Source organism: Pseudomonas edaphica (assembly GCF_965277385.1).
Lineage (GTDB): Bacteria > Pseudomonadota > Gammaproteobacteria > Pseudomonadales > Pseudomonadaceae > Aquipseudomonas > Aquipseudomonas edaphica.
This window is the reverse complement of the sequence record NZ_OZ255725.1, coordinates 2871747-2890778: the sequence shown is the minus strand read 5'-3', so window position 1 is coordinate 2890778 and position 19032 is coordinate 2871747. Positions and strand designations below refer to the sequence as shown.

Sequence of the window (19032 nt, the reverse complement as noted above, 5' to 3'; positions counted from 1 at the left end):
CTCGCCAAGCGCCTGGCCGCTTCGTTTCACCGTTTGGCCAAGAAGCACGAGGTGCTCGTGCCGTACCTTGTGGGGGAGGCGCAGGCCTATGGGCGCGACCCGTTTGACCCAGCGTTGAATAGCGGCGGCTGCCAGGATGTAACTGCGTTATGCCGTGCGGTGAGCTTTCGGATGCATTTGCCTAGAAATAGCCATTAAATTGACTATTTACCGTTTGTCTAAAAAATGATCAGTTAAAACACCAGAATAATGACACCTGCCTGCATGTGACACAGAATGCCTCACTAAGACGCCCATAATAAGACCTGCGGTAAGTGCCTGCTTGCCGACCTTCACGTCTTTAGCTGCGTCGTGAGGAGCTGCCCATGAGCCTTAGCGAAGAGCTGTTGACGTTGTTCGGTAAGAACGTCAGCCATGATGCCGAAGGCATCAATGCACGCATGCACGTTTTTGGCAGTGTGCCCGCTAACGAAAACACCCATTCCCAATCGACTCATCCAGCAGCGCTGCGCCCCAAAGTGGTGGCGTTGGTGTCGATCAATGGTGGTGTCGGCCGCAGCACTCTGGCCACGGCGTTGAGCAGCGGTTTGCAGCGCCATGGCGAATCGGTGGTGGCGCTGGACCTGGACCCGCAGAATGCCTTGCACCATCACTTTGGCTTCAGTGCGACATTGCCGGGTATCGGCCGTACCAGCCTGGAGCATGGGCAGTGGAGCCCGCTGCAGCAGCTTGGCTTTGCCGGTTGCCAGGTCATAACCTTTGGCGATATCGACATTGAGCAGCAGGAAAGCCTCGAGCGCTGGCTCAAACATGAACCCAGCTGGTTGGCGCAGCGCCTGGCGGCCCTGGGCTTGAGCGAGCGGCAGACGGTGATCATCGATACGCCCGCCGGTAACAACGTTTACTCCCATCAAGCGCTGAGCGTGGCCGATGTGGTGCTGGTTATCACCCAGGCCGACGCCGCCTGCCTGGGTACCCTTGATCATTTGGATGGATTGCTCGCGCCGCACCTTGAGGGTGAACGCCCGCCAGTGGTGCATGTGGTGGTCAACCAAGTGGATGAGAGCAACGCCTTTAGCCTGGACATGCTGGAGGCGTTCAAACAGCGGCTGGGCAAAGCGCCGCTGGAGATGCACCGCGATATGGCGATCAACGAAGCGTTGGCGTTTGCGGCCGACCCGTTGGATAACGCCACAAAGCGGCTGGCTGGCGACGATATCAACGAGATTTGTCGCGTGCTGAAAGCACCGAAAAGAACCGCATAAATCGCGCTTTATGCAGTTAGCGCCAGATGCTTATGCACAATCGGTTGGTCGGGCCTGTCACGAAACAGCCATTTTGTGGAGCCGTTCTCAACACGCTGCAACTGCCTGTTTTGTGTGCGTTTTATTTTGTGAACAAAAAATGACCAGGGTGGGTTTTGGTCTGTAGCGCTGATGGCTACGGCCTCTGTAAAGAATTCATCAACAGAGTTATCCACAGGGCGCGTGTAGGAAGTTTCGCCCTTTAATCGCGCTCCGCCAGCACCATCAAGTTGCGCGGCGTTAGCGTAGGTTCGCAGAAAGTGCCTATCTCAACCTTGTAGCCCTGTTCTTTCAAGAACAGCGCGCGATCCAAGACCAGCCACAGTTCCAGCGGCCGCCGAAACAATCCTCTGACCAACTCCAGGTTGCGCACCTCGGCCAAGCGCCGCCAGCCGTGTGCCTCCAGCGCCGCCCAAGCCTGTTCACCTGTGGATAAATCCTTGAGACGCGCCAGTTCCCGGCAGTAGTCAGCGAAGGGTTTGCCCAGCCAACTGGCAGGCAGGGAAGGCGTGGGCAGGTACTCATCGCAGCCACGCAGCTGGCGTTGCAACTGATCGAAACCCAGGCGCCGGGCCATGGACGTGTCCCGTTGCTGGCGCACGCGATTGCCGGCGGTGACGGTTTCGCTCAGCGGTAACCCCAGGTCATCGACCGAAAGCTGTAGTAACGAGGCGCGCCCGGCCGTCGACAAGGCCTGATAGCGCTCGGCGCCGATGCGGTTATAGCAGCAAGGTGCCAGCGCGAGCTGCTTGCAGCCCGTCGCGCTGGCCACGTGCAACAGCCGCACATGCAGATCGCCGCAGGCGTGTAAGGCGACGGGCGTGTGCTCGGCACTGATCGCCACATCGGCCATCACGTCTTGCAGGCGATGGGTGATGGCCAGGCCGTGATGGTCGCTCAAGGCCTGGCCCGAGGCGATCAGCGCCGGGTCGTACTCGAGGCAGGTCAGCTGTTGGCCAGGTTGCAGCAAGCGGCGGCCGAGGTGGCCTTTACCGGCGCACCAGTCCAGCCAATGCTTGGGTGTTGCGGCAAACTTCAGCGCGGCGCCGAACGCTTCAATTTGCTGCCATTTACGCCCTGGCACATCCACGTTCAGGCGATGGCGGGCAGGCTCCAGCCTGTGTGCGGGTAACTTATCCACAGCGCTGAGCTGCGCTGCCTGAAAAGCCAGCTGTGGAAATGGCGCAGGCGCCGGCAGGTCATAGGGGTGGTTGTGACTGGCTTCGGCATCGGCCAGCGAGCGCTGGCGCAGCCATTGGGCCAGCTCGGGGTGCTGGTGTTCCCAGGGTAAGTGCAAGTGCGTAAAGGGCCGTGGTCGCCACAGCCCTTGGTGCTCGATTAGAAACGCATCCAGCGCCGCAAAGCGAGCCTCAACGTCCCTGGCAAGCATCGACGCGCAGCCAGCGTTCGAGCAGTTTGAAGCCCCGCACCAGGATGTAGGCCATCAGCAGGTAGAACAGCCCGGCGGCGAAGAAGATCTCCACCGGCAGGTAGGTGCGGGCGATGATGGTGCGCGCCATGCCGGTCAGTTCCAGCAGGGTGACGGTGCTGGCCAGGGCGCTGGCCTTGAGCATCAGGATCACTTCGTTGCTGTACGCCGGCAGGCCAATGCGCGAGGCACGCGGCAGGATGATGTAGAACAGCGTCTTGGGTTTGGACATGCCCAGGGCGCGCGCCGCTTCGATCTCACCCGGCGGGATGGCCTGGATAGCGCCGCGCAGGATCTCGGCGATATAGGCGGCGGTGTGCAAGGTCATGGTGGCCGTGGCGCACCAGAACGGATCGCGCAGGTACGGCCACATGAAGCTCTCACGCACGGCATCGAACTGCGCCAGGCCGTAATAGACCAGGAACAACTGCACCAGCAGCGGCGTGCCACGGAAGAAGAAAATATAGGCGTAGGGCAGGGCGCTCACGTACCAGCGGCGCGAGGAGCGCGCGATACCCAGCGGAATCGCCAGCAGCAAACCGGCGATCACGGCGATGGCCACCAGTTCCAGGGTCAGGGTTGCGCCTTGGGCCAGTTTGGGCAGCCACTTGATGATCACGGCCCAGTTCAGGCCCAGGTCGAAGTGCGACAGCCAGCTGTAGTCACCGCTCATTGGGTGCTCCTTGCAAAGCCGCGGGCGGCGCGTTTTTCCAGGAAGTACATGCCGGTCATGGCCAGCACGGTGAGGCCCAGGTACATGAAGGCTGCCACCATAAAGAAGGTGAACGGCTGCTTGGTCACGGTCACGCCGATTTGTGCGTGACGCATGATTTCTTCAAGGCCGATCACCGACACCAGCGCGGTGTCTTTCATCAGGATCATGAACAGGTTGCCCAGGCCCGGCAGGGCGATGCGCCACATCTGCGGCATGATCAAGCGGGTGAAAATCCGCACCTTCGACAGGCCCAGCGCCACACCGGCTTCGCGGTGGCCTTTGGGAATGGCGAGAATCGCACCACGGAACACTTCCGTGGCGTAGGCGCCAAAGCACAGGCCCAGGGCGATAACCCCGGCGGCAAAGGCACTGAGAGAAAGGTCGGGGTTACCGAAAAACTCGCCCAGGGCACGCATCAGGTTGACGGTGCCGAAGTAAATCAGCAGCACCCACAACAGCTCGGGAATGCCACGAACGATGGTCGAGTATGCACCGCCCAGCCATTGCAACGGCTTGTACGGTGAAGTCTTGGCCAAGGCGCCGGCAAGGCCGAGCACCAGCCCCAGGCACAGGGCCGTGAGCGCCAGTTTGACGGTCATCAGCGCGCCAGCGGCAAGCGCCGGGCCGAATCCGTAGAGATCGAAATTCATGTTGTTTTCATATCGCGGCAGGCATTGCTGAAAGCCGGCGCGCAACTTATAGAAGCGCGCCGGTCAGGCCGTTCAGATCATTCGATGCTGAACGGGAAGTACTTGTCGTTGATCTTCTTGTAGGTGCCGTCTGCCTTGATCTCTGCCAGGGCTTTGTTCAGGCGCTCGCGCAGTGGGTCGCCCTTGCGTACGGCGATACCGATCTTGTCGCTTTCTACCACCGGGTCGCCTTTGAACTCATAGGCCGAACCGTCTTTGCTCTTGAGCCATTCGTACTGCACGTACTTGTCGGCGAGAATCCCGTCCAAACGGCCGGAAGTCAGGTCGAGGTAGGCGTTTTCCTGGGTGTCGTAGAGCTTGGCGGTGGTGTCCGGCAGCTTGTCTTCCAGGTAAGTACCGGCCAGCGTTGCGCGCTGTGCACCGATGATCTTGCCTTTCAGGTAACCGGCGTCGGTCTTGAAGTCGGCTGTGGCTTTAGGTGCGATGAATTGCAGCTTGTTGGAGTAGTACGGGTCGGTGAAGTCGACGGCTTGCTTGCGCTCATCGGTGATCGACAGCGAAGACACCAGGAAGTCGAACTTCTTCGCGTTCAGGGCTGGGATGATGCCGTCCCAATCAGACACATACACTTCGCATTTTTCGACTTTCATCTTGGCGCACAGGGCGTCGCCGATGTCTTTGTCAAAGCCCACGACGTTGCCGCTGGCGTCTTTATTGTTGAAGGGCGGGTAGGCCGCTTCGATCCCCATTTTCAAGGTTTCTGCCATGGCCGTGGCGCTGAACGCCATCGAAACGGCCGCGGCCAGAAGGAATTTTTTATAGTTCTGCATGCATGTTGCTCCGTTAGCGGTTGCTGGACATGAATTGTTTGCAGCGCGCCGAAAGCGGGTTTTCAAACACCTGCTGTGGCGATCCTTGCTCTTCGACCAGGCCCTGGTGCAGGAACACCACTTCACTGGAAACCTGACGGGCAAAGCCCATTTCATGAGTGACCAGCAGCATGGTGCGGCCTTCTTCGGCCAGCGCGCGGATCACATTAAGTACTTCCTGGACCATTTCCGGGTCAAGCGCCGATGTCGGCTCGTCGAACAGGATGACCTTGGGCTGCATGGCCAGGGTGCGCGCAATGGCAGCGCGTTGTTGCTGGCCGCCGGACAGTTGCGCCGGGTAGGCGTGGCGCTTGTCGCTGATGCCGACCTTGGCCAGCAGGGCTTCGGCCACTTCTATCGCTTCGGCCTTGCTCTGGCCGAGCACACGGCGGGGCGCCTCGATGATGTTGTCGAGGATGCTCATGTGCGGCCACAGGTTAAAGTTTTGAAACACAAAACCGATTTCGCTGCGCAGGCGGTTGATCTGTTTGCCGTCGGCGGCCATCAGTTCGCCGTTTTTCGCGGCTTTTAGCTTGAGCTCTTCACCGGCCACCAGGATCTGGCCCTGATGCGGGTTTTCCAGCAGGTTGATGCAACGCAAAAAGGTGGACTTGCCGGAACCGGAGGAACCCAGGATCGAGATCACGTCGCCGTCGCGGGCGGTCAGCGAGATACCTTTGAGTACCTCCAGCTCACCATAGCGTTTATGCAAGTTGCGGATTTCAAGCGCGGGCGCGGCCTCAGCCATGTGCGGTCCTCATTGTGTTCAGTGCATTCTTGCTGTTGGGCCGCCTTCCTGGCGAGGCGCCAAGCTAGCATAGCGTTCGGATGGCAGCCAACAGCGCTGCGGACGGTTAACGGGTGGTCTGCGGCAAGGTGTCGCATCGGCACAGCAGCGTGTCGCGCTATCAACAACCTACAGACGTCTGAACCCGATAAATCCACAGGCTTCGCGTAAAAAAGGGCGCGATGGTGCCAGCTTTGGCCGGGTGTTGGAAGGGTTAACCGGGCAAACGGTCCTTATCAGCCCTTTTATGGAGCGTCACGTACTTTTTGTGTGTGTTTTTGGTGCGTATTTTCGTGTCGCAGTTGGGTCGCACGGTAACGCTATAGCGGAATGCCATAGTTCTCAACGACTTGCGTGAGCTAATGAATTGTCCTACAGCCCGCGTCAATCGCGGCTCTGTAATATTTTGGCGCAAATCTTGCGTAAAAAATAAAGAACGCCCCGTTGGTTTCTTTTCACGAGAAGGATCGCAGGCCGGGCGGACCGTTTTCGCAATTCCTCGCAAAGGTGTGTCAATGAGTAGTACGCAAAGCTCCAATGACCTCGAACAGGGGCTCAAACCGCGTCACGTCACCATGCTGTCGATTGCCGGCGTTATTGGTGCCGGTTTGTTTGTCGGCTCCGGCCACGCGATTGCTGCCGCCGGCCCCGCCGTGCTGCTGGCTTACGCCGCTGCGGGCACGCTGGTGGTGTTGGTGATGCGCATGCTCGCCGAAATGGCCGTGGCCTCCCCGGACACCGGTTCGTTCTCCACCTATGCCGACCGTGCGATCGGTCACTGGGCCGGTTTCACCATCGGCTGGTTGTACTGGTGGTTCTGGGTGCTGGTGATTCCACTGGAAGCCAACGCCGCCGCGACCATCCTGCATGCCTGGTTTCCCGATGTGGCGATCTGGGCGTTTACCCTGATCATCACCTTGCTGCTCACGGCCACTAACCTGTTCAGCGTGAAGAACTACGGCGAGTTCGAGTTCTGGTTTGCGCTGATCAAAGTCGTGGCGATCGTAGCCTTTGTGATCCTGGGCCTCGCGGCGATCTTCGGCTTCCTGCCGACCAGCCAGGTCAGCGGTGTTTCGCACCTGTTCGACACTCAGGGCTTCATGCCTAATGGCATGGGCGCGGTGTTGGCGGCGATCCTGACCACCATGTTCTCGTTCATGGGTACCGAGATCGTCACCATCGCGGCAGCGGAATCGAAGAACCCGGGCCAGCAAATCACCAAGGCCACCAACTCGGTGATCTGGCGGATTGGTTTGTTCTACCTGCTGTCGATCTTCATCGTGGTGTCCCTGGTGCCATGGAACGATCCGACCCTGGCGGCGGTAGGTTCCTACCAGACCGTGCTGGAACGCATGGGCATCCCGAATGCCAAGCTGATCGTCGACCTGGTGGTATTGGTTGCCGTGACCAGCTGCCTCAACTCGGCGCTGTACACCGCCTCGCGCATGCTGTTCTCCCTGGGCCGTCGCGGTGATGCACCGGCCGTGGCCAAGCGCACCAACAAAAGCGGCACGCCTTACTGGGCGGTGTTGCTGTCGACCGGTGCTGCGTTCCTGGCGGTATTCGCCAACTACGTGGCGCCGGCTGCGGTGTTCGAATTCCTGCTGGCCAGCTCCGGCGCTATCGCGTTGCTGGTGTACCTGGTGATCGCCGTATCGCAACTGCGCATGCGGCAGAAGCGTACCGCTGCAGGCGAGAAAATCGTCTTCAAAATGTGGCTGTTCCCGGGCCTGACCTACGCGGTGATGGTGTTCATCGTCGGCACGTTGACCATCATGCTGTTCCAGGAAGCCCACCGCGTCGAGATCATCGCGACCGGCATTCTGAGCTTGTTGGTGGTGCTGGCGGGGCTGATCGTGGCGAGCCGTCGCAAGGCGCAGAAGGTAGGCGCTGCGGTACTCAATTGATGTGATGAACTGCGGTGCGCAGTGCGCCGCAGTTCAAAAAAGTGTGGGAGCGGGCTTGCCCGCGATGACGGGCTGGCAGTCGATAAATTCTTCGCCTGATACACCGCCATCGCGGGCAAGCCCGCTCCCACAGTTGTTTTGTGTCAGTCCGCAGTATCAGCCAGAAACACTGAACCCTGTGGGAGCCGGGCTTGCCCGCGATGACGGGCTGGCAGTCGATAAATGATTCGCCAGACACGCCGCCATCGCGGGCAAGCCCGCTCCCACATTGTGTTGTGTATCAGTCCTGGGAGTTGGCCAGCGCCTGGGATGCCGCCACGTAATCGGCCTGGAACTGCGGGGATTCAATCCACGCCAGCGCCGCGGCTTCATCCTCGGTGTCCGTCGCCCACTGGCGATACTCGATCAGCGCCGCCAGGATAAAATCTGTCGCGTCTTCTTCGCCTTCCTGCTCCAGCACCACGGCCAACAGTGGGTGCGCCAGGAATGCAGCACACAACGCTTGCTGGCTGCTCTCGCCGGCTGCGCGCATCTCGACAAACAATTCGGTCAAATCCACCGACTCAAGGTCAATGCGGCTGTCGTCGCCAGCGAACGCATCCGGCTTGGTCGCGACGGCGCGCTGGGTGCGGTTTTGCTTGGCCTTGGCCTTGGCCCGGTGGGCACGTTTTTGCTGCTTGTTCGGCGAGGCCATGGGCTCAACGTCCTTGGGTTCTTAATCGGGGTGGGGTATTGAAGCGCAGGTTGGGGGAAATCCCAAGGAAATCTAGACGCGCACGCCGGGTGTGCCGGGCGCCAATTCGCCTTTCTGCAGCCATCCCAGCGCAATCGGCCACAACCGGTCCTGATATTCACTGCGAAAGAAAGCGAAATGCCCGACGGCTTTTTCGCCGATATCCTCGGGTGCGATTCGCAGGTGAGTGCGCGCGCTGTTTTCAAAATAGCCCAGCAGCCGCTCAATAGCCGCCACAGTCCCAAACGGATCGTCAGTGATGCTAATGGCCAGCAACTGCGCCTTCACCCGGGCAAAGGGCAGCGCGCCCAGGCCGCGCCCGCTGGGGCGCGTTTCATAGCGCGGTGTCGGCATGCTCCAGTCGCGCACCACGCCTGCCGGCGTGTCCTCCAGCCAGCCCATGCGCTTGCCGGGGAAGTAGCCGCACAGGGCCGTCACCAGCGGCATCACCACATGCCACTTGGCAAACATGCGCCAGCGCCCGCTCGCCGCGTAATCGCGCCAGTACGCAAACTGCGCGCCGACCGTGACGATGCGCCGAATCACTGCGCCGCAAGCACCGAGCCCTGCCGCGCACCCGCCGAAACTGTGGCCGACCACATCAATCGGCTGCCCCGGAAACTCCCGCTGTGCGCGCTGCAGCATCGCCTCGAAATCCAGCACGCCCCAATCCGACCAGGATGCCTTGAAGCCTCGCAACGCGCCGCTGCGGGATTCGCCGATGCCACGGTAGTCGTAGGTGATCACGTCGAAGCCGTTGGCAAACAGGTAGTCGGCGAAGCGTGAATAGTGGCGGCAGCGGACCGAGGTGGCGGCGTTGATGATGACGACCGGGCGTTCGAAGTCGGTGCGCGGGTGGCGCCAGGTGAAGCCGCCAATCAGGTAGCCGTCGGCGGCGGGCTCGCAGAATGTTTGTGGGGCAGGGCGGGTGGGCAGGTTCATGAGTCGGCTCGATACTTGCGCTTTTTGGTACGGGCTTGATCCGCGCGCTTTTATAAGAAGCCGAAACTAACAAATTTAGCGCGTGATGGGCGCAGGAAATGTCGCGATGCTCGACCTCGGCGCTCCCGGTGCTTAGGCTTGCGATCAATTGATCAACCAGAGTCAGCCCATGACCCGTGACACCCTCGAACACAACCAAATCCCGATCTACTTCGTCGCCGTGCTCCTGGCGGCCGCATTTGGCGTGTTCGCCCCCTTGTCAGCCCAAGGCCTTGGCGTGCTGGTCACGCCTGCCATTGCAGTGCTGATGTACGCCATGTTCCTGCAAATTCCGTTTCTGGACCTGCGCCAGGGCCTGGGCAACGAACGCTTCATCGGCGCATTGCTGCTGGCCAATTTCATTCTGGTGCCCTTGCTGGTGTGGGCGTTGACCCGAGGCCTGGTGGAACGCCCGGCGTTGCTGGTGGGCGCGCTGCTGGTGTTGCTCACGCCGTGTATCGATTATGTGGTGGTGTTTACCCATATCGGCAAGGGTGACTCGCGGCTGATGCTGGCGGCGACGCCGGTGTTGTTGTTGCTGCAATTGGTGCTGCTGCCGGTGTACCTGAGCTTCATGCTGGGCGCCCAGTCCGCCGTGGTGGTGGCGGTGGGGCCGTTTGTCGAGGCGTTCCTGTTGCTGATTGTGCTGCCGATGATCCTGGCGGTGCTGACCACCTGCCTGGCGCGGCGCTCAAGCATTATCAATGTTTGGAGCAACGCCTGGGCCTGGCTGCCGGTGCCGGCGATGGCGTTGGTGCTGTTTGTGGTGATCGGCTCGCAGATCACTTCGGTGGTGCGCGATATTGCGTTGTTGTTGCCGGTGATCCCGGTGTACCTCGGCTTCCTGTTGCTGGCGCCGCTGATAGGCGCGCTGGCTGCGCGGTTGTTTGCGTTGCCTGCTGTTACCGCGCGGGCGGTGACCTTCAGTGCTTCGACGCGCAACTCATTGGTGGTGCTGCCACTGGCGTTGGCCCTGCCTGAAGACGTGCGCGGGCTGGCCGCAACGGCGGTGATCCTCCAAACCCTGCTTGAGCTGGTGGGCGAGCTACTCTACATCCGGCTGATTCCCGCGCTGGTGTGGCGCGCCGGTCGATAAGTCCATAAATACTCGGATTTGTTCAGGCGTTATTCAGGGGTGGAGTCGGCACCATGGAGTCGGCGTACCCCACCTGAAAGGACATTCGATGGATCACCGCAGCCGTTATCGCCTGGAGTCTCTGGGCCTGTTTCTGATCGCTTTATTGCTGTTTACCTTGGGTATCTGGGACGAGCAACCCCAAGGCTTTGACGGGCGATGGGCGTTGTTCATGCAGGAAATGTTTCGCCATGGCGCGAGTCTTTTTCCTACCACCTACGGCCAGCCGTACCCGGACTATCCCGGCACTGCGACTTTCTTCAGCTTTGTGTTTGCTCGCCTGTTCGGTGCGCCGAACCACCTGGCCAACGTACTGCCGACGGCCCTTGCTGCGGCGGGCGTGATCGCCCTGATCTATCGCCTGCTGGTGCCGTTCAGTCGGCCTTGGGCATTGCTGACGGTGCTGCTGACGCTGCTTACCACCCAATTGCTCGATAAGTCGCGCTCGGTCTGCCTGGACCTGATGGTCGCGCTCTTATGCGTAGGCGGCTTCTACCTGCTGCACACGGGCGAGCGTCTCGGGTCACGGCTTCGACAGTTGGCGGTGTTCCCGTTGTTTGTGCTGGCCTTCGCGATTCGTGGGCCTTTGGGGCTTATCGAAGTCTGCGGCGTGGTGTGCGTTTACTGGGCGCTGGGCAAGCCGGGCGAGCGGGTCAAGCAGGTGTTGATCCATGGTTTTGTCGGGCTGCTGTTGCTCGGGGCCTGCTGGTGGGCGCTGATGAAGCTGGCGCGTTTCAGCGGTGGCGAGGCCTTTGCCGACGATGTGTTCAGGATGCAGGTCAGTGGGCGCCTCGACGAGTCCGGCGAGCCGTTCTACTTCTACTTCAAGCTGAGTTTGTATCGCTATTTCCCGGTGGTGCCGTTGGCGTTGGCGGCGATGATCGCGCTGCGGCATCGCTGGTCTGAGCGCTGGGTCAACGAAGACGTGCAAATGGTGGTGCGGCTGGCGGCCTGTGGCCTGATGATCCTGCTCGGGCTGTCGGTGCCGCACTTCAAGCGCGCTTACTACATTCTGCCGATGGTGCCGATGTTTGCCGCTGTCGCCGCCTATGGGCTGCTCCAGGCGCAAAACTGGTTCGTTGGCGTGCGCCGCTGCTACGAATGGCTTGTCGTGGCGCTACCGGCGTTGTGCGTGGTGGTGTTGTTTATCTGTCGGCACACCTGGCAGAAGCACGGTTACTGGCCCGACGTGTCGCTGCCGCCGTTGATTGGCGTGTGGGTGGTGCTGCAAGTGGCGGCGCTGGTTGCCTGGCGTCGCCCGTTGCGCCTGGTGTGGCTCAGTGTGATCGCCTTGGCGGCGCAATGGTTGCTGCTGGTGGTGGTGATCGACCCGGCCAAGGACCTGCAATACGACACCCGCAAGTTTGTCAGCCAGGTAGAGGCATTGCGTGCGTCGCAGCCGGGGCCATTGGTGTTTGTCGACCTTGGCCGCGACACCTGGGCTATCCGCTACATGATGAACCTGACGCACGATGAGCAACCGCTGTTCGTCGCCGGTAACGAGCCCGAGAAGCTCGCCACCCTGCCGCGTCCATCCTGGGTGCTGGTGCCGCGCAAAGAAGCAGCGCTGCTCAAGGGCACGCCGATGGAGCAGCAGGCGCCAAACTTCGAAGGGCGGCTTAACGACAACCCGCTGATGGTGTTTCTACTGCAGTAGCCAGGCGCCTACTTGCACTGGTAGCCCTCGGGCATCGTCACGGTGTAGTTGCGCTGCACGCGGTCCTGGAAGTTGAGGTTCTGCAGGCCCTGTTCGACCAGGAAGGCTTCGATCTTGGCGGCCTGGCAATCTTCGTTGTAGGACATCACCCGCAACACGTACACCGCGCGCCGGCTTGCTTCGTCACGCGCGGTGGCAGTGAAGGTAGTGAGCGTGGTGTAGCCGGTGCGCTCCGAGGTGCCCACCGGGCCGTAGGTGGTGTTCGGCTTGCTGGTGCAGGTCAGCTGGTCGGCTTTCTTTTTGTTCTTCTTGCACTCGGTGGTGGTGCTGGTGGGCACCTGGCCGTAATCGGTGGCGGTATAGCGGTAAGTGACCTGCTTGCTGTCGACGTCCAGGATGATGGTCATTTTGATTGGCCCATGGTTCTTGGGCAGGCTGGCATCGGTGTACACCTCGCGAAAGCCCTGGTCCTTCATGGCGCTGACCATGTCCCGCAGGTAATAGCGGGCATTGAGCGTGTTTTGCGCGCTGCCGCCCACGGACGTGGTCACCAGCACCAGTGCCTGTCGATCAAAGTGATAGTCCGGATCGGGGGTTGCGTTGATCGAGACATCCATTTGTGTGGCGCAGCCACTGAGCAACGCCGTCAGCAGCAACAGCGCGCAGAACAAGTACCGGTTCATCAAATAACTACCTTGCAACAGAAAATTCAGTAACAGCTAAACGATCGAGCAGCGGGATAAATAACCCTCGGGTGTGAATCGGGCGGGGCATTGGCCCGCGGCCACTAAATCGCAGGCAATAAAAAACCCCAAGGAATCATCTTCGCTTGGGGTTTTTCGGTATTAGTGGTGCCCAGAGACGGAATCGAACCGCCGACACGGGGATTTTCAATCCCCTGCTCTACCGACTGAGCTATCTGGGCAACGGGGCGCATTAAACGGGTTTTTCAGGGGGTCGTCAAGCAAGTTTTCAAAAAATATTTAATTATTACCGTCGCTTACGTGCCGACCCCGGTTTTTGATCAATTATTGAGCAGGCGGCACGTAACCGTCGGCCTTGGCGTAATCCTCGCCGGAAAAGAACTTGTCCATTTCGCCCGCCAGGTATTTACGGTCTTCGGCGTTCATCATGTTCAGGCGTTTTTCGTTGATCAGCAGGGTCTGGTGTTTCAGCCAGTCACCCCAGGCTTGGGCAGAGATATGCTCGAAAATGTCCTGGCCCTTGGCACCTGGGTACGGAGGGCGTTCCAGGCCTGGCAGTTCTTCTTTGTACTTGCGGCACATTACGGTGCGGGTCATGACGAAACTCCTGCGTTCAATACGTCGGCCGCGCGCTTCAGCAGTTTTTTCACCGGGGCGGCAAGGCCCAGGCGCGGCGGGGTGGCGAGGTTATACCAGAGCCAGTCGGCCTCGGCCACGTGATGGGCGGATTCCTCGACCTGCACCAGCCAGGGCTCGATGGCCAGCTGGAAGTGGCTGAAGGTGTGGATCAGCCCCGGCAGCGCCTGTTGCTCGCCCAGTGCCAGCGCGTGCTGGTTGGCTAGGTGTTCCAGGTCTTGCAGGTCATCGAGTTCCGGCAAGCTCCACAAGCCGCCCCACAGGCCCGTGGACGGGCGACGGTAAAGCAGAATCGCGCCCTCGGCATTGGCCAGCAGTGGCATCAGCGTGCGCTTTTGCGGGATGGTCTTGCGCGGCTTGGGGATCGGGTAACGCGTCTCCAGGCCGAGCATGTGGGCTTCGCAGCCTTTTTCCAGCGGGCACAGCAGGCAGCTTGGTTTGCTGCGCGTGCAGAGGGTGGCGCCCATGTCCATCATTGCCTGGGTGTAGGCGTTGACGCGGTCGTGTGGCGTAAAGCGCTCAGCGGTGGCCCAGAGCTGCTTCGCGACCTTGGGTTCGCCGGGGTAGCCCTCTTGCGCAGTAAAACGCGCCAGCACGCGTTTGACGTTGCCGTCGAGGATCGGCGCGCGCAGGCCCATGCTCAAGCTGGCGATGGCACCGGCGGTTGAGAGGCCAATGCCGGGCAGCTCAGTGAGTTTTTCCACATCCTTGGGGAATTCGCCGCCGTATTCAGCGACCACAATCTTGGCAGTCTTCTGCAGGTTACGTGCACGGGTGTAATAACCCAGGCCCGTCCACAGGTGCAGCACTTCATCTTCCGGCGCGGCGGCCAGGGCTTCGACCGTCGGCAAGGACGCCATGAACCGGTCGAAGTAATTGAGCACGGTGCTCACCTGGGTCTGTTGCAACATGATCTCCGAGACCCACACCCGGTAAGGCGTGATGCCCTGTTGCCAGGGCAGGTCATGGCGACCATGGCGGTCGTACCAATCCAGCACCGCCTGTGAAAACTGCTCGTTTCTCATCGTTTGAACAGGCCTTTAAGGGCGTCTTTAAGCTGCGGATTAACCTTGTCGAGCTTCTCTTCGATTTTGTCGCTGAGCTTGTTGCCGGCGGCTTTGATGGCGACCTGGGTCAAGCCGTCCTTGTCCAGGCGGCAGGCCTTGGCGCCCAGCTCCAGCGGGCCACGGCAGCGCAGCGGCACTTCGATGTTCTGGAAGTTGGCGCCGACCTGGCAGGCCGGGTCCGGCACGTCGCGCTGGTCGCCTTCGACGATGATGCCAACGCGGTAGTCCATGCCCAGCACGCGCAGGTCGACGTCACCGTTGCCGTTGACCGCCAGGCCCGGGATGCGCACTTTGAGGTCCGGGTTGCTCGCCACCCCGTTACGGAAGTTAAGCGTGCCGCGCAGTTCCTGGAACGGAGTGTCCTTGCCCTGTGGCGTGGTGCTCAGGGTCTTGCGGTTGAGCAAGGCAATACCGGTGCACAGTTGCTGTTCAATGTTGGCGTTGAGCAGCGCGCCGTTATTGATCACAAAGCTGGCGGTACCGTTAAGGCTGTCGATCAGCGCTTTTTGGCTGTTGCCACGGCCGGTGAGGTTGCTGTCGAGAGTAACCTGGCCTTTGACCGGTGGGTTTTGCCCCTGGGCTTGCAGGATGCGTTCAACCGGCACTTGCTTGATGTGGGTTTGCAGCGCCAGCAGCGGGATGTCCTGGCGCACATCGAGTGTGCCGTTGGCCTGGAAGGTGCCGTTGTAGAGGCCGCCGCTCAAGGTGTCGAGCTTGAGCTGGCCATCGGCGCCGGAGGCTTTGAGCGCTGCATTCTGGATCGGCAGCTTGCTCAGGGTCAGTTGCCCAAAAGCCAGGTCGGCGTTGACGTCCAGGGTGCGCAGGCGGGTCAGTGGCAGCAGCTTGTCGGTGCTCCACGCGCCTTTGGTCGGAGCTTCCGGCAGTGGTGTGGTGCCACCGGCGGCCATGGCGCCGGCTTCGCTGTTCTGCACTTCGGCCTGGCGGGCAGCGGTTGCACCTTTGGCCGATTCGGACTTGGCCGGCAGGTAGTTGTCGGCGTTGAAGGTGTCGCCCTTGAGTTGCACGCGCAAGGCTTGCTTGGCGAAGTCATCCACGGCGATGCGACCGGTGAAGGTGCTGCCGTCGAGTTTCAGGTTCAGGTCTTCCAGCGCCACGCTGGTCGGGGTGCCCTTGAGGCGGCTGACCAGCTCGACCTTGCTCAGGCTGCCGTCAGCCATGGGCGGCAGCGGGTGGCCGATGCTGTCGAGGAACTTGGCCAGGTCAAACTGGGCAATCGACAACGCGCCGCTGACTTGCGGGGATTTGTTCAGGTCATTGACCTTCAGTTCGCCCAAGGCGCGCAGTTGGTTGGCGGAGAGCTTGAGGTTGGTCCATTCGGCGATGTTGGCCGCCAGGTCCACCAGCAATTGGCCCTGGGTGGAGAAGGTCACGGTCTTGCCTTGCAGCGGCTCGCCGGTGGCTTCGCCGCTGAGTTTCATGTCTTCGAACTGGTAGCGCTGCAGGGCACGCTGGATGCGCAGGTTGCCGTTCAGTTCGGTTTTGACGCGCATCAGCGGCTGGTTGCTGCCCAGGAATGCAGTGAGTTTGAGTGGAATACTCGCGCCTTCGTGCACGGCGCCGGCGCTCAACTGGATGCTTTCGGCACTGAACTGTTTGCCGGTTTGTTCATCGTTGTATTCAACGCGGGCGTTGTTGATGGTCAAGCTGTCGATGTCCAGGCGGATCGGCTTGGGTGGCTTTTCCGGTTCGGGTTCGGCGGGGGCTTGCGCTGGGGCAGGGGCGCTGGCGATGTCGGCCGCGTCGGGCACATTCTTGCCGATGTCTTCCCAGTTGCCGTGGCCTTGCTTGTCACGGTTAAGGCGCAGGTTGAGGCCTTCGACACGCACATCGCTCATCTGCACTTCGCGGCGCAGCAGTGGCAGCACGCGCACCGACAGGCCGAGCATTTGCAAGTCGGCGAACGGTTGGGTCGGGGTGGTCAGGGTTGCCACGCTGGCTTCGTGCAACTCAAGGCCCAGCCAGGGGAACAGGCTCCAGCCAATATCGCCATTGAGCGTCAGCTCGATGTGGGCCTTGTCGCGGGCAATCTGGCGAATCTCGTCTTTGTAGTCGTTGGGATCGAAGAGGTGGGTCAGGGCAAAGCCCAGGGCCACAATGATCAGCAACAGCCCGAGGAGTACCAGACCCAGGATTTTGCCGAACGCTTTCATGGGCGAGTCCTTGTATGTCGATTTCAAAATTTAGCCGCAGAGTATAACGCCCGAAGGCCTGCGTCAGTTCACGCATCGTTACATTGTATCCAGGGACGGCAAAATAGGATTTTGCCGTCAGGCAGATCAGGTTGAGTGAAAAAGGTGATGTCAGTTTGGTTTTTCTGTCATCCACTGGTGCTAATCTTCGCGGGTTCGTCTGTCGTCTGCGACACAGCGTCGCGCTTAAAAGGAGCTTTACTCAACAACAACGGCCAACGCTCTGCGTGCAAGGTCGAGGGAGAGAGCGCCTGACGGACACATACTAATAACTGGGGGAAACACCAATGAGCACTAGCACTGCGGCCGGTAGTACTGCCGCGCAGCCCGCGTTCCTGTCCAAGGAGCGCATTATCGCCAAGCCCGGCTTCAACCGCTGGCTGGTTCCGCCGGCCGCCCTGGCCATCCACCTCTGCATCGGCATGGCCTACGGGTTCTCGGTGTTTTGGCTGCCGCTGTCCAAGGCTCTGGGTATCACCGCGCCGGTCGCCTGCGCGCCGGACATGAGCTTTATCGCGCAAGTCTTCTCGTCCCAGTGCGACTGGCCCATCTCCATGCTGGGCTGGATCTACACGCTGTTCTTCATCTTCCTGGGTTGCTCGGCAGCCATTTGGGGCGGCTGGCTGGAACATGCCGGGCCACGTAAGGCGGGCGTTGTATCGGCGTTGTGCTGGTGCGGCGGCCTGTTGATCTCGGCGCTGGGGATTTATACCCACCAGATCTGGCTGATGTGGATCGGCTCCGGTGTGATCGGTGGTATTGGCCTGGGCCTGGGTTATATCTCGCCTGTATCGACCCTGATCAAGTGGTTCCCGGACAAGCGCGGCATGGCCACTGGCATGGCGATCATGGGCTTCGGCGGTGGCGCAATGGTGGGGGCACCGTTGGCCGCAGCGCTGATGGGCCACTTCGCCTCGCCAACCAGCGTGGGTGTGTGGCAGAGCTTTGTAGTCATGGCCGTGATTTATTTCGTGTTCATGATCGGTGGTGCACTGTCCTACCGCGTTCCGCCGACCGGCTGGAAGCCTGAGGGCTGGACCGCGCCGGCGAAAAAAGCCAGCAACGCGATGATTACCCACCGTCACGTGCACGTGAACGTGGCGTGGAAAACCCCGCAATTCCGTCTGGTATGGCTGGTGCTGTGCCTGAACGTGTCCGCCGGTATCGGCATCCTCGGCATGGCGTCGCCACTGCTGCAGGAAGTGTTCGGTGGCAAGTTGCTGGGTGTGGATGTGCCGTTTGGCCAGCTGGACGCAGGTCAACTGGCTTCCATTGCGGCCATCGCTGCAGGTTTCACCGGTCTGTTGAGCCTGTTCAACATCGGTGGCCGGTTCTTCTGGGCGTCGTTCTCCGACTACCTGGGCCGTAAAAACACCTACTTCGTGTTCTTCGCCCTGGGCTTTGCCCTGTACGCGTTGATCCCGAACCTGGGGCATCTGGGCAACGTGGCGCTGTTTGTGGCGGCGTTCTGCATCATCCTGTCGATGTACGGCGGCGGTTTTGCGACTGTGCCTGCGTACCTGGCCGACCTGTTCGGCACCCAAATGGTCGGCGCGATCCACGGTCGCCTGTTGACCGCATGGGCGGCGGCCGGCGTGCTGGGCCCGGTATTGGTGAACTACCTTCGCGAATACCAACTGAGCATCGGCGTTCCGCGCGCTGCGGCTTACGACATCACCTTGTACATCCTTGCAGGCCTGCTGGTGCTGGGTTTCCTCTGCAACCTGCTGGTGCGCCCGGTGGCCGACAAGTACTTCATGACCGACGCTGAACTGGCTGCCGAGCAGGCGCTGGGCCATGACAAAGGCGCCGATGCCAGCACTTCGCTGGAGTGGAAAGCGGCCCCTGGTACTGTGCCGATGGCTGTTGCCGCCTGGCTGGTGGTAGGTATTCCGTTGGCGTGGGGTGTGTGGGTGACCCTGCAGAAGACGGCGGTGTTGTTCCACTGATGCCGCTGTAGTCGGGCGAGCGCGGCTCCTACAGGAACCGCGCTTGTGTGGGAGCTGGCTTGCCTGCGATAGCATCACCACGGTGTGGCCGACATACCGAGGTGTCTGCATCGCAGGCAAGCCAGCTCCCACACAAGCCAGCTCCCACACTGGATCTCTACTCGTTTCAAGACAGCGGCGGGGCGCACCATCCTGGAGCGCCTGCTTGTATGCACATGTCTATCCCCGACACTCCATCAGTCTTATCCCCTTCGATGTTTCTGTTTAGCGCCCGCGCCCCTATAATGGCTGCCTTTTTC

At 60.8% G+C, this 19032-nt stretch carries 16 protein-coding genes and 1 tRNA gene; 5 read left to right on the top strand and 12 right to left on the bottom strand.

The annotated features are described in order from the left end of the window. Positions 1 to 365 precede the first annotated feature (365 nt). A complete protein-coding gene (gene bcsQ / locus ACQY47_RS13095) occupies positions 366 to 1265 on the top strand; it encodes a cellulose biosynthesis protein BcsQ (protein ID WP_236446701.1) in 900 nt (299 codons plus the stop codon). A 241-nt stretch (positions 1266 to 1506) separates the two neighbouring features. Here the strand turns inward: bcsQ and ACQY47_RS13090 are convergent, their stop codons facing one another. From ACQY47_RS13090 to ACQY47_RS13070, 5 genes are all read right to left on the bottom strand, one after another. Further along, positions 1507 to 2694: a methyltransferase gene (locus ACQY47_RS13090; RefSeq protein ID WP_428557212.1), complete on the bottom strand. Its 1188-nt coding sequence runs from the start codon at positions 2692 to 2694 to the stop codon at positions 1507 to 1509. Further along, a complete protein-coding gene (locus ACQY47_RS13085; protein WP_026013808.1) occupies positions 2675 to 3364 on the bottom strand; it encodes an ABC transporter permease in 690 nt (229 codons plus the stop codon). Before ACQY47_RS13085 ends, ACQY47_RS13090 begins: the two co-directional genes overlap by 20 nt. 38 nt (positions 3365 to 3402) lie before the next feature. After that, a complete protein-coding gene (locus ACQY47_RS13080) occupies positions 3403 to 4098 on the bottom strand; it encodes an ABC transporter permease (protein WP_017138658.1) in 696 nt (231 codons plus the stop codon). Positions 4099 to 4175: 77 nt separating this feature from the next. Beyond that, positions 4176 to 4928, bottom strand: a complete 753-nt coding sequence (locus ACQY47_RS13075; RefSeq protein WP_017138657.1) for an ABC transporter substrate-binding protein — start codon at positions 4926 to 4928, stop codon at positions 4176 to 4178. A gap of 13 nt (positions 4929 to 4941) precedes the next feature. Next, entirely contained in the window at positions 4942 to 5715 is a 774-nt protein-coding gene (locus tag ACQY47_RS13070; protein ID WP_017138656.1) for an ABC transporter ATP-binding protein, read from the bottom strand. 554 nt (positions 5716 to 6269) lie between these two features. On the opposite strand from ACQY47_RS13070, the gene gabP reads away from it, so the two are divergent. After that, positions 6270 to 7661 carry a GABA permease gene (gene gabP, locus ACQY47_RS13065; protein ID WP_099549508.1) on the top strand — a complete coding sequence of 464 codons (1392 nt, stop codon included), beginning with the start codon at positions 6270 to 6272 and terminating at the stop codon, positions 7659 to 7661. 280 nt (positions 7662 to 7941) lie between these two features. Here gabP and ACQY47_RS13060 read toward each other — a convergent pair whose 3' ends face one another. Together ACQY47_RS13060 and ACQY47_RS13055 are read right to left on the bottom strand one after the other, a co-directional pair. After that, the gene (locus ACQY47_RS13060; protein WP_017138654.1) at positions 7942 to 8355 is read right to left on the bottom strand and encodes a hypothetical protein; all 414 of its coding nucleotides are present in this window, start codon (positions 8353 to 8355) and stop codon (positions 7942 to 7944) included. A 72-nt stretch (positions 8356 to 8427) separates the two neighbouring features. After that, positions 8428 to 9336 carry an alpha/beta hydrolase family protein gene (locus ACQY47_RS13055; protein ID WP_428557211.1) on the bottom strand — a complete coding sequence of 303 codons (909 nt, stop codon included), beginning with the start codon at positions 9334 to 9336 and terminating at the stop codon, positions 8428 to 8430. Between the two features lie 169 nt (positions 9337 to 9505). Between ACQY47_RS13055 and ACQY47_RS13050 the strand changes: the two genes are divergently transcribed. Both ACQY47_RS13050 and ACQY47_RS13045 read left to right on the top strand, forming a co-directional pair. Next, positions 9506 to 10471: an arsenic resistance protein gene (locus ACQY47_RS13050; protein WP_428557210.1), complete on the top strand. Its 966-nt coding sequence runs from the start codon at positions 9506 to 9508 to the stop codon at positions 10469 to 10471. Positions 10472 to 10559: 88 nt separating this feature from the next. Then, positions 10560 to 12167 (top strand): ArnT family glycosyltransferase, encoded by a 1608-nt coding sequence (locus ACQY47_RS13045; protein ID WP_428557209.1) that lies wholly within the window; start codon positions 10560 to 10562, stop codon positions 12165 to 12167. Positions 12168 to 12175: 8 nt separating this feature from the next. Here ACQY47_RS13045 and ACQY47_RS13040 read toward each other — a convergent pair whose 3' ends face one another. The 5 genes from ACQY47_RS13040 to ACQY47_RS13020 form a co-directional block, all read right to left on the bottom strand. Next, on the bottom strand, positions 12176 to 12850 hold the full coding sequence (locus tag ACQY47_RS13040; RefSeq protein ID WP_058422640.1) for a hypothetical protein: 675 nt from the start codon (positions 12848 to 12850) through the stop codon (positions 12176 to 12178). 166 nt (positions 12851 to 13016) lie between these two features. After that, positions 13017 to 13092 (bottom strand) — tRNA-Phe (locus ACQY47_RS13035). A gap of 103 nt (positions 13093 to 13195) precedes the next feature. Then, positions 13196 to 13468: an oxidative damage protection protein gene (locus ACQY47_RS13030; RefSeq protein ID WP_056860676.1), complete on the bottom strand. Its 273-nt coding sequence runs from the start codon at positions 13466 to 13468 to the stop codon at positions 13196 to 13198. Beyond that, entirely contained in the window at positions 13465 to 14532 is a 1068-nt protein-coding gene (mutY, locus tag ACQY47_RS13025) for an A/G-specific adenine glycosylase (protein WP_138449385.1), read from the bottom strand. Before mutY ends, ACQY47_RS13030 begins: the two co-directional genes overlap by 4 nt. Next, entirely contained in the window at positions 14529 to 16745 is a 2217-nt protein-coding gene (locus tag ACQY47_RS13020) for an AsmA family protein (protein WP_017138647.1), read from the bottom strand. Before ACQY47_RS13020 ends, mutY begins: the two co-directional genes overlap by 4 nt. 326 nt (positions 16746 to 17071) lie before the next feature. Between ACQY47_RS13020 and ACQY47_RS13015 the strand changes: the two genes are divergently transcribed. Continuing rightward, positions 17072 to 18733: an OFA family MFS transporter gene (locus tag ACQY47_RS13015; protein WP_099549501.1), complete on the top strand. Its 1662-nt coding sequence runs from the start codon at positions 17072 to 17074 to the stop codon at positions 18731 to 18733. The last annotated feature ends 299 nt before the right edge of the window (positions 18734 to 19032 follow it).

Bases quoted from the DNA above. Each gene is read 5' to 3' on its own strand.
- ACQY47_RS13045 (WP_428557209.1), top strand. From the start codon at position 10,560: ATGGATCACCGCAGCCGTTATCGCCTGGAGTCTCTGGGCCTGTTTCTG.
- ACQY47_RS13030 (WP_056860676.1), bottom strand. From the start codon at position 13,468: ATGACCCGCACCGTAATGTGCCGCAAGTACAAAGAAGAACTGCCAGGC.
- ACQY47_RS13020 (WP_017138647.1), bottom strand. From the start codon at position 16,745: ATGAAAGCGTTCGGCAAAATCCTGGGTCTGGTACTCCTCGGGCTGTTG.
- bcsQ (WP_236446701.1), top strand. From the start codon at position 366: ATGAGCCTTAGCGAAGAGCTGTTGACGTTGTTCGGTAAGAACGTCAGC.
- ACQY47_RS13070 (WP_017138656.1), bottom strand. From the start codon at position 5,715: ATGGCTGAGGCCGCGCCCGCGCTTGAAATCCGCAACTTGCATAAACGC.
- gabP (WP_099549508.1), top strand. From the start codon at position 6,270: ATGAGTAGTACGCAAAGCTCCAATGACCTCGAACAGGGGCTCAAACCG.
- ACQY47_RS13080 (WP_017138658.1), bottom strand. From the start codon at position 4,098: ATGAATTTCGATCTCTACGGATTCGGCCCGGCGCTTGCCGCTGGCGCG.
- mutY (WP_138449385.1), bottom strand. From the start codon at position 14,532: ATGAGAAACGAGCAGTTTTCACAGGCGGTGCTGGATTGGTACGACCGC.
- ACQY47_RS13090 (WP_428557212.1), bottom strand. From the start codon at position 2,694: ATGCTTGCCAGGGACGTTGAGGCTCGCTTTGCGGCGCTGGATGCGTTT.
- ACQY47_RS13040 (WP_058422640.1), bottom strand. From the start codon at position 12,850: ATGAACCGGTACTTGTTCTGCGCGCTGTTGCTGCTGACGGCGTTGCTC.
- ACQY47_RS13060 (WP_017138654.1), bottom strand. From the start codon at position 8,355: ATGGCCTCGCCGAACAAGCAGCAAAAACGTGCCCACCGGGCCAAGGCC.
- ACQY47_RS13075 (WP_017138657.1), bottom strand. From the start codon at position 4,928: ATGCAGAACTATAAAAAATTCCTTCTGGCCGCGGCCGTTTCGATGGCG.
- ACQY47_RS13050 (WP_428557210.1), top strand. From the start codon at position 9,506: ATGACCCGTGACACCCTCGAACACAACCAAATCCCGATCTACTTCGTC.
- ACQY47_RS13015 (WP_099549501.1), top strand. From the start codon at position 17,072: ATGAGCACTAGCACTGCGGCCGGTAGTACTGCCGCGCAGCCCGCGTTC.
- ACQY47_RS13055 (WP_428557211.1), bottom strand. From the start codon at position 9,336: ATGAACCTGCCCACCCGCCCTGCCCCACAAACATTCTGCGAGCCCGCC.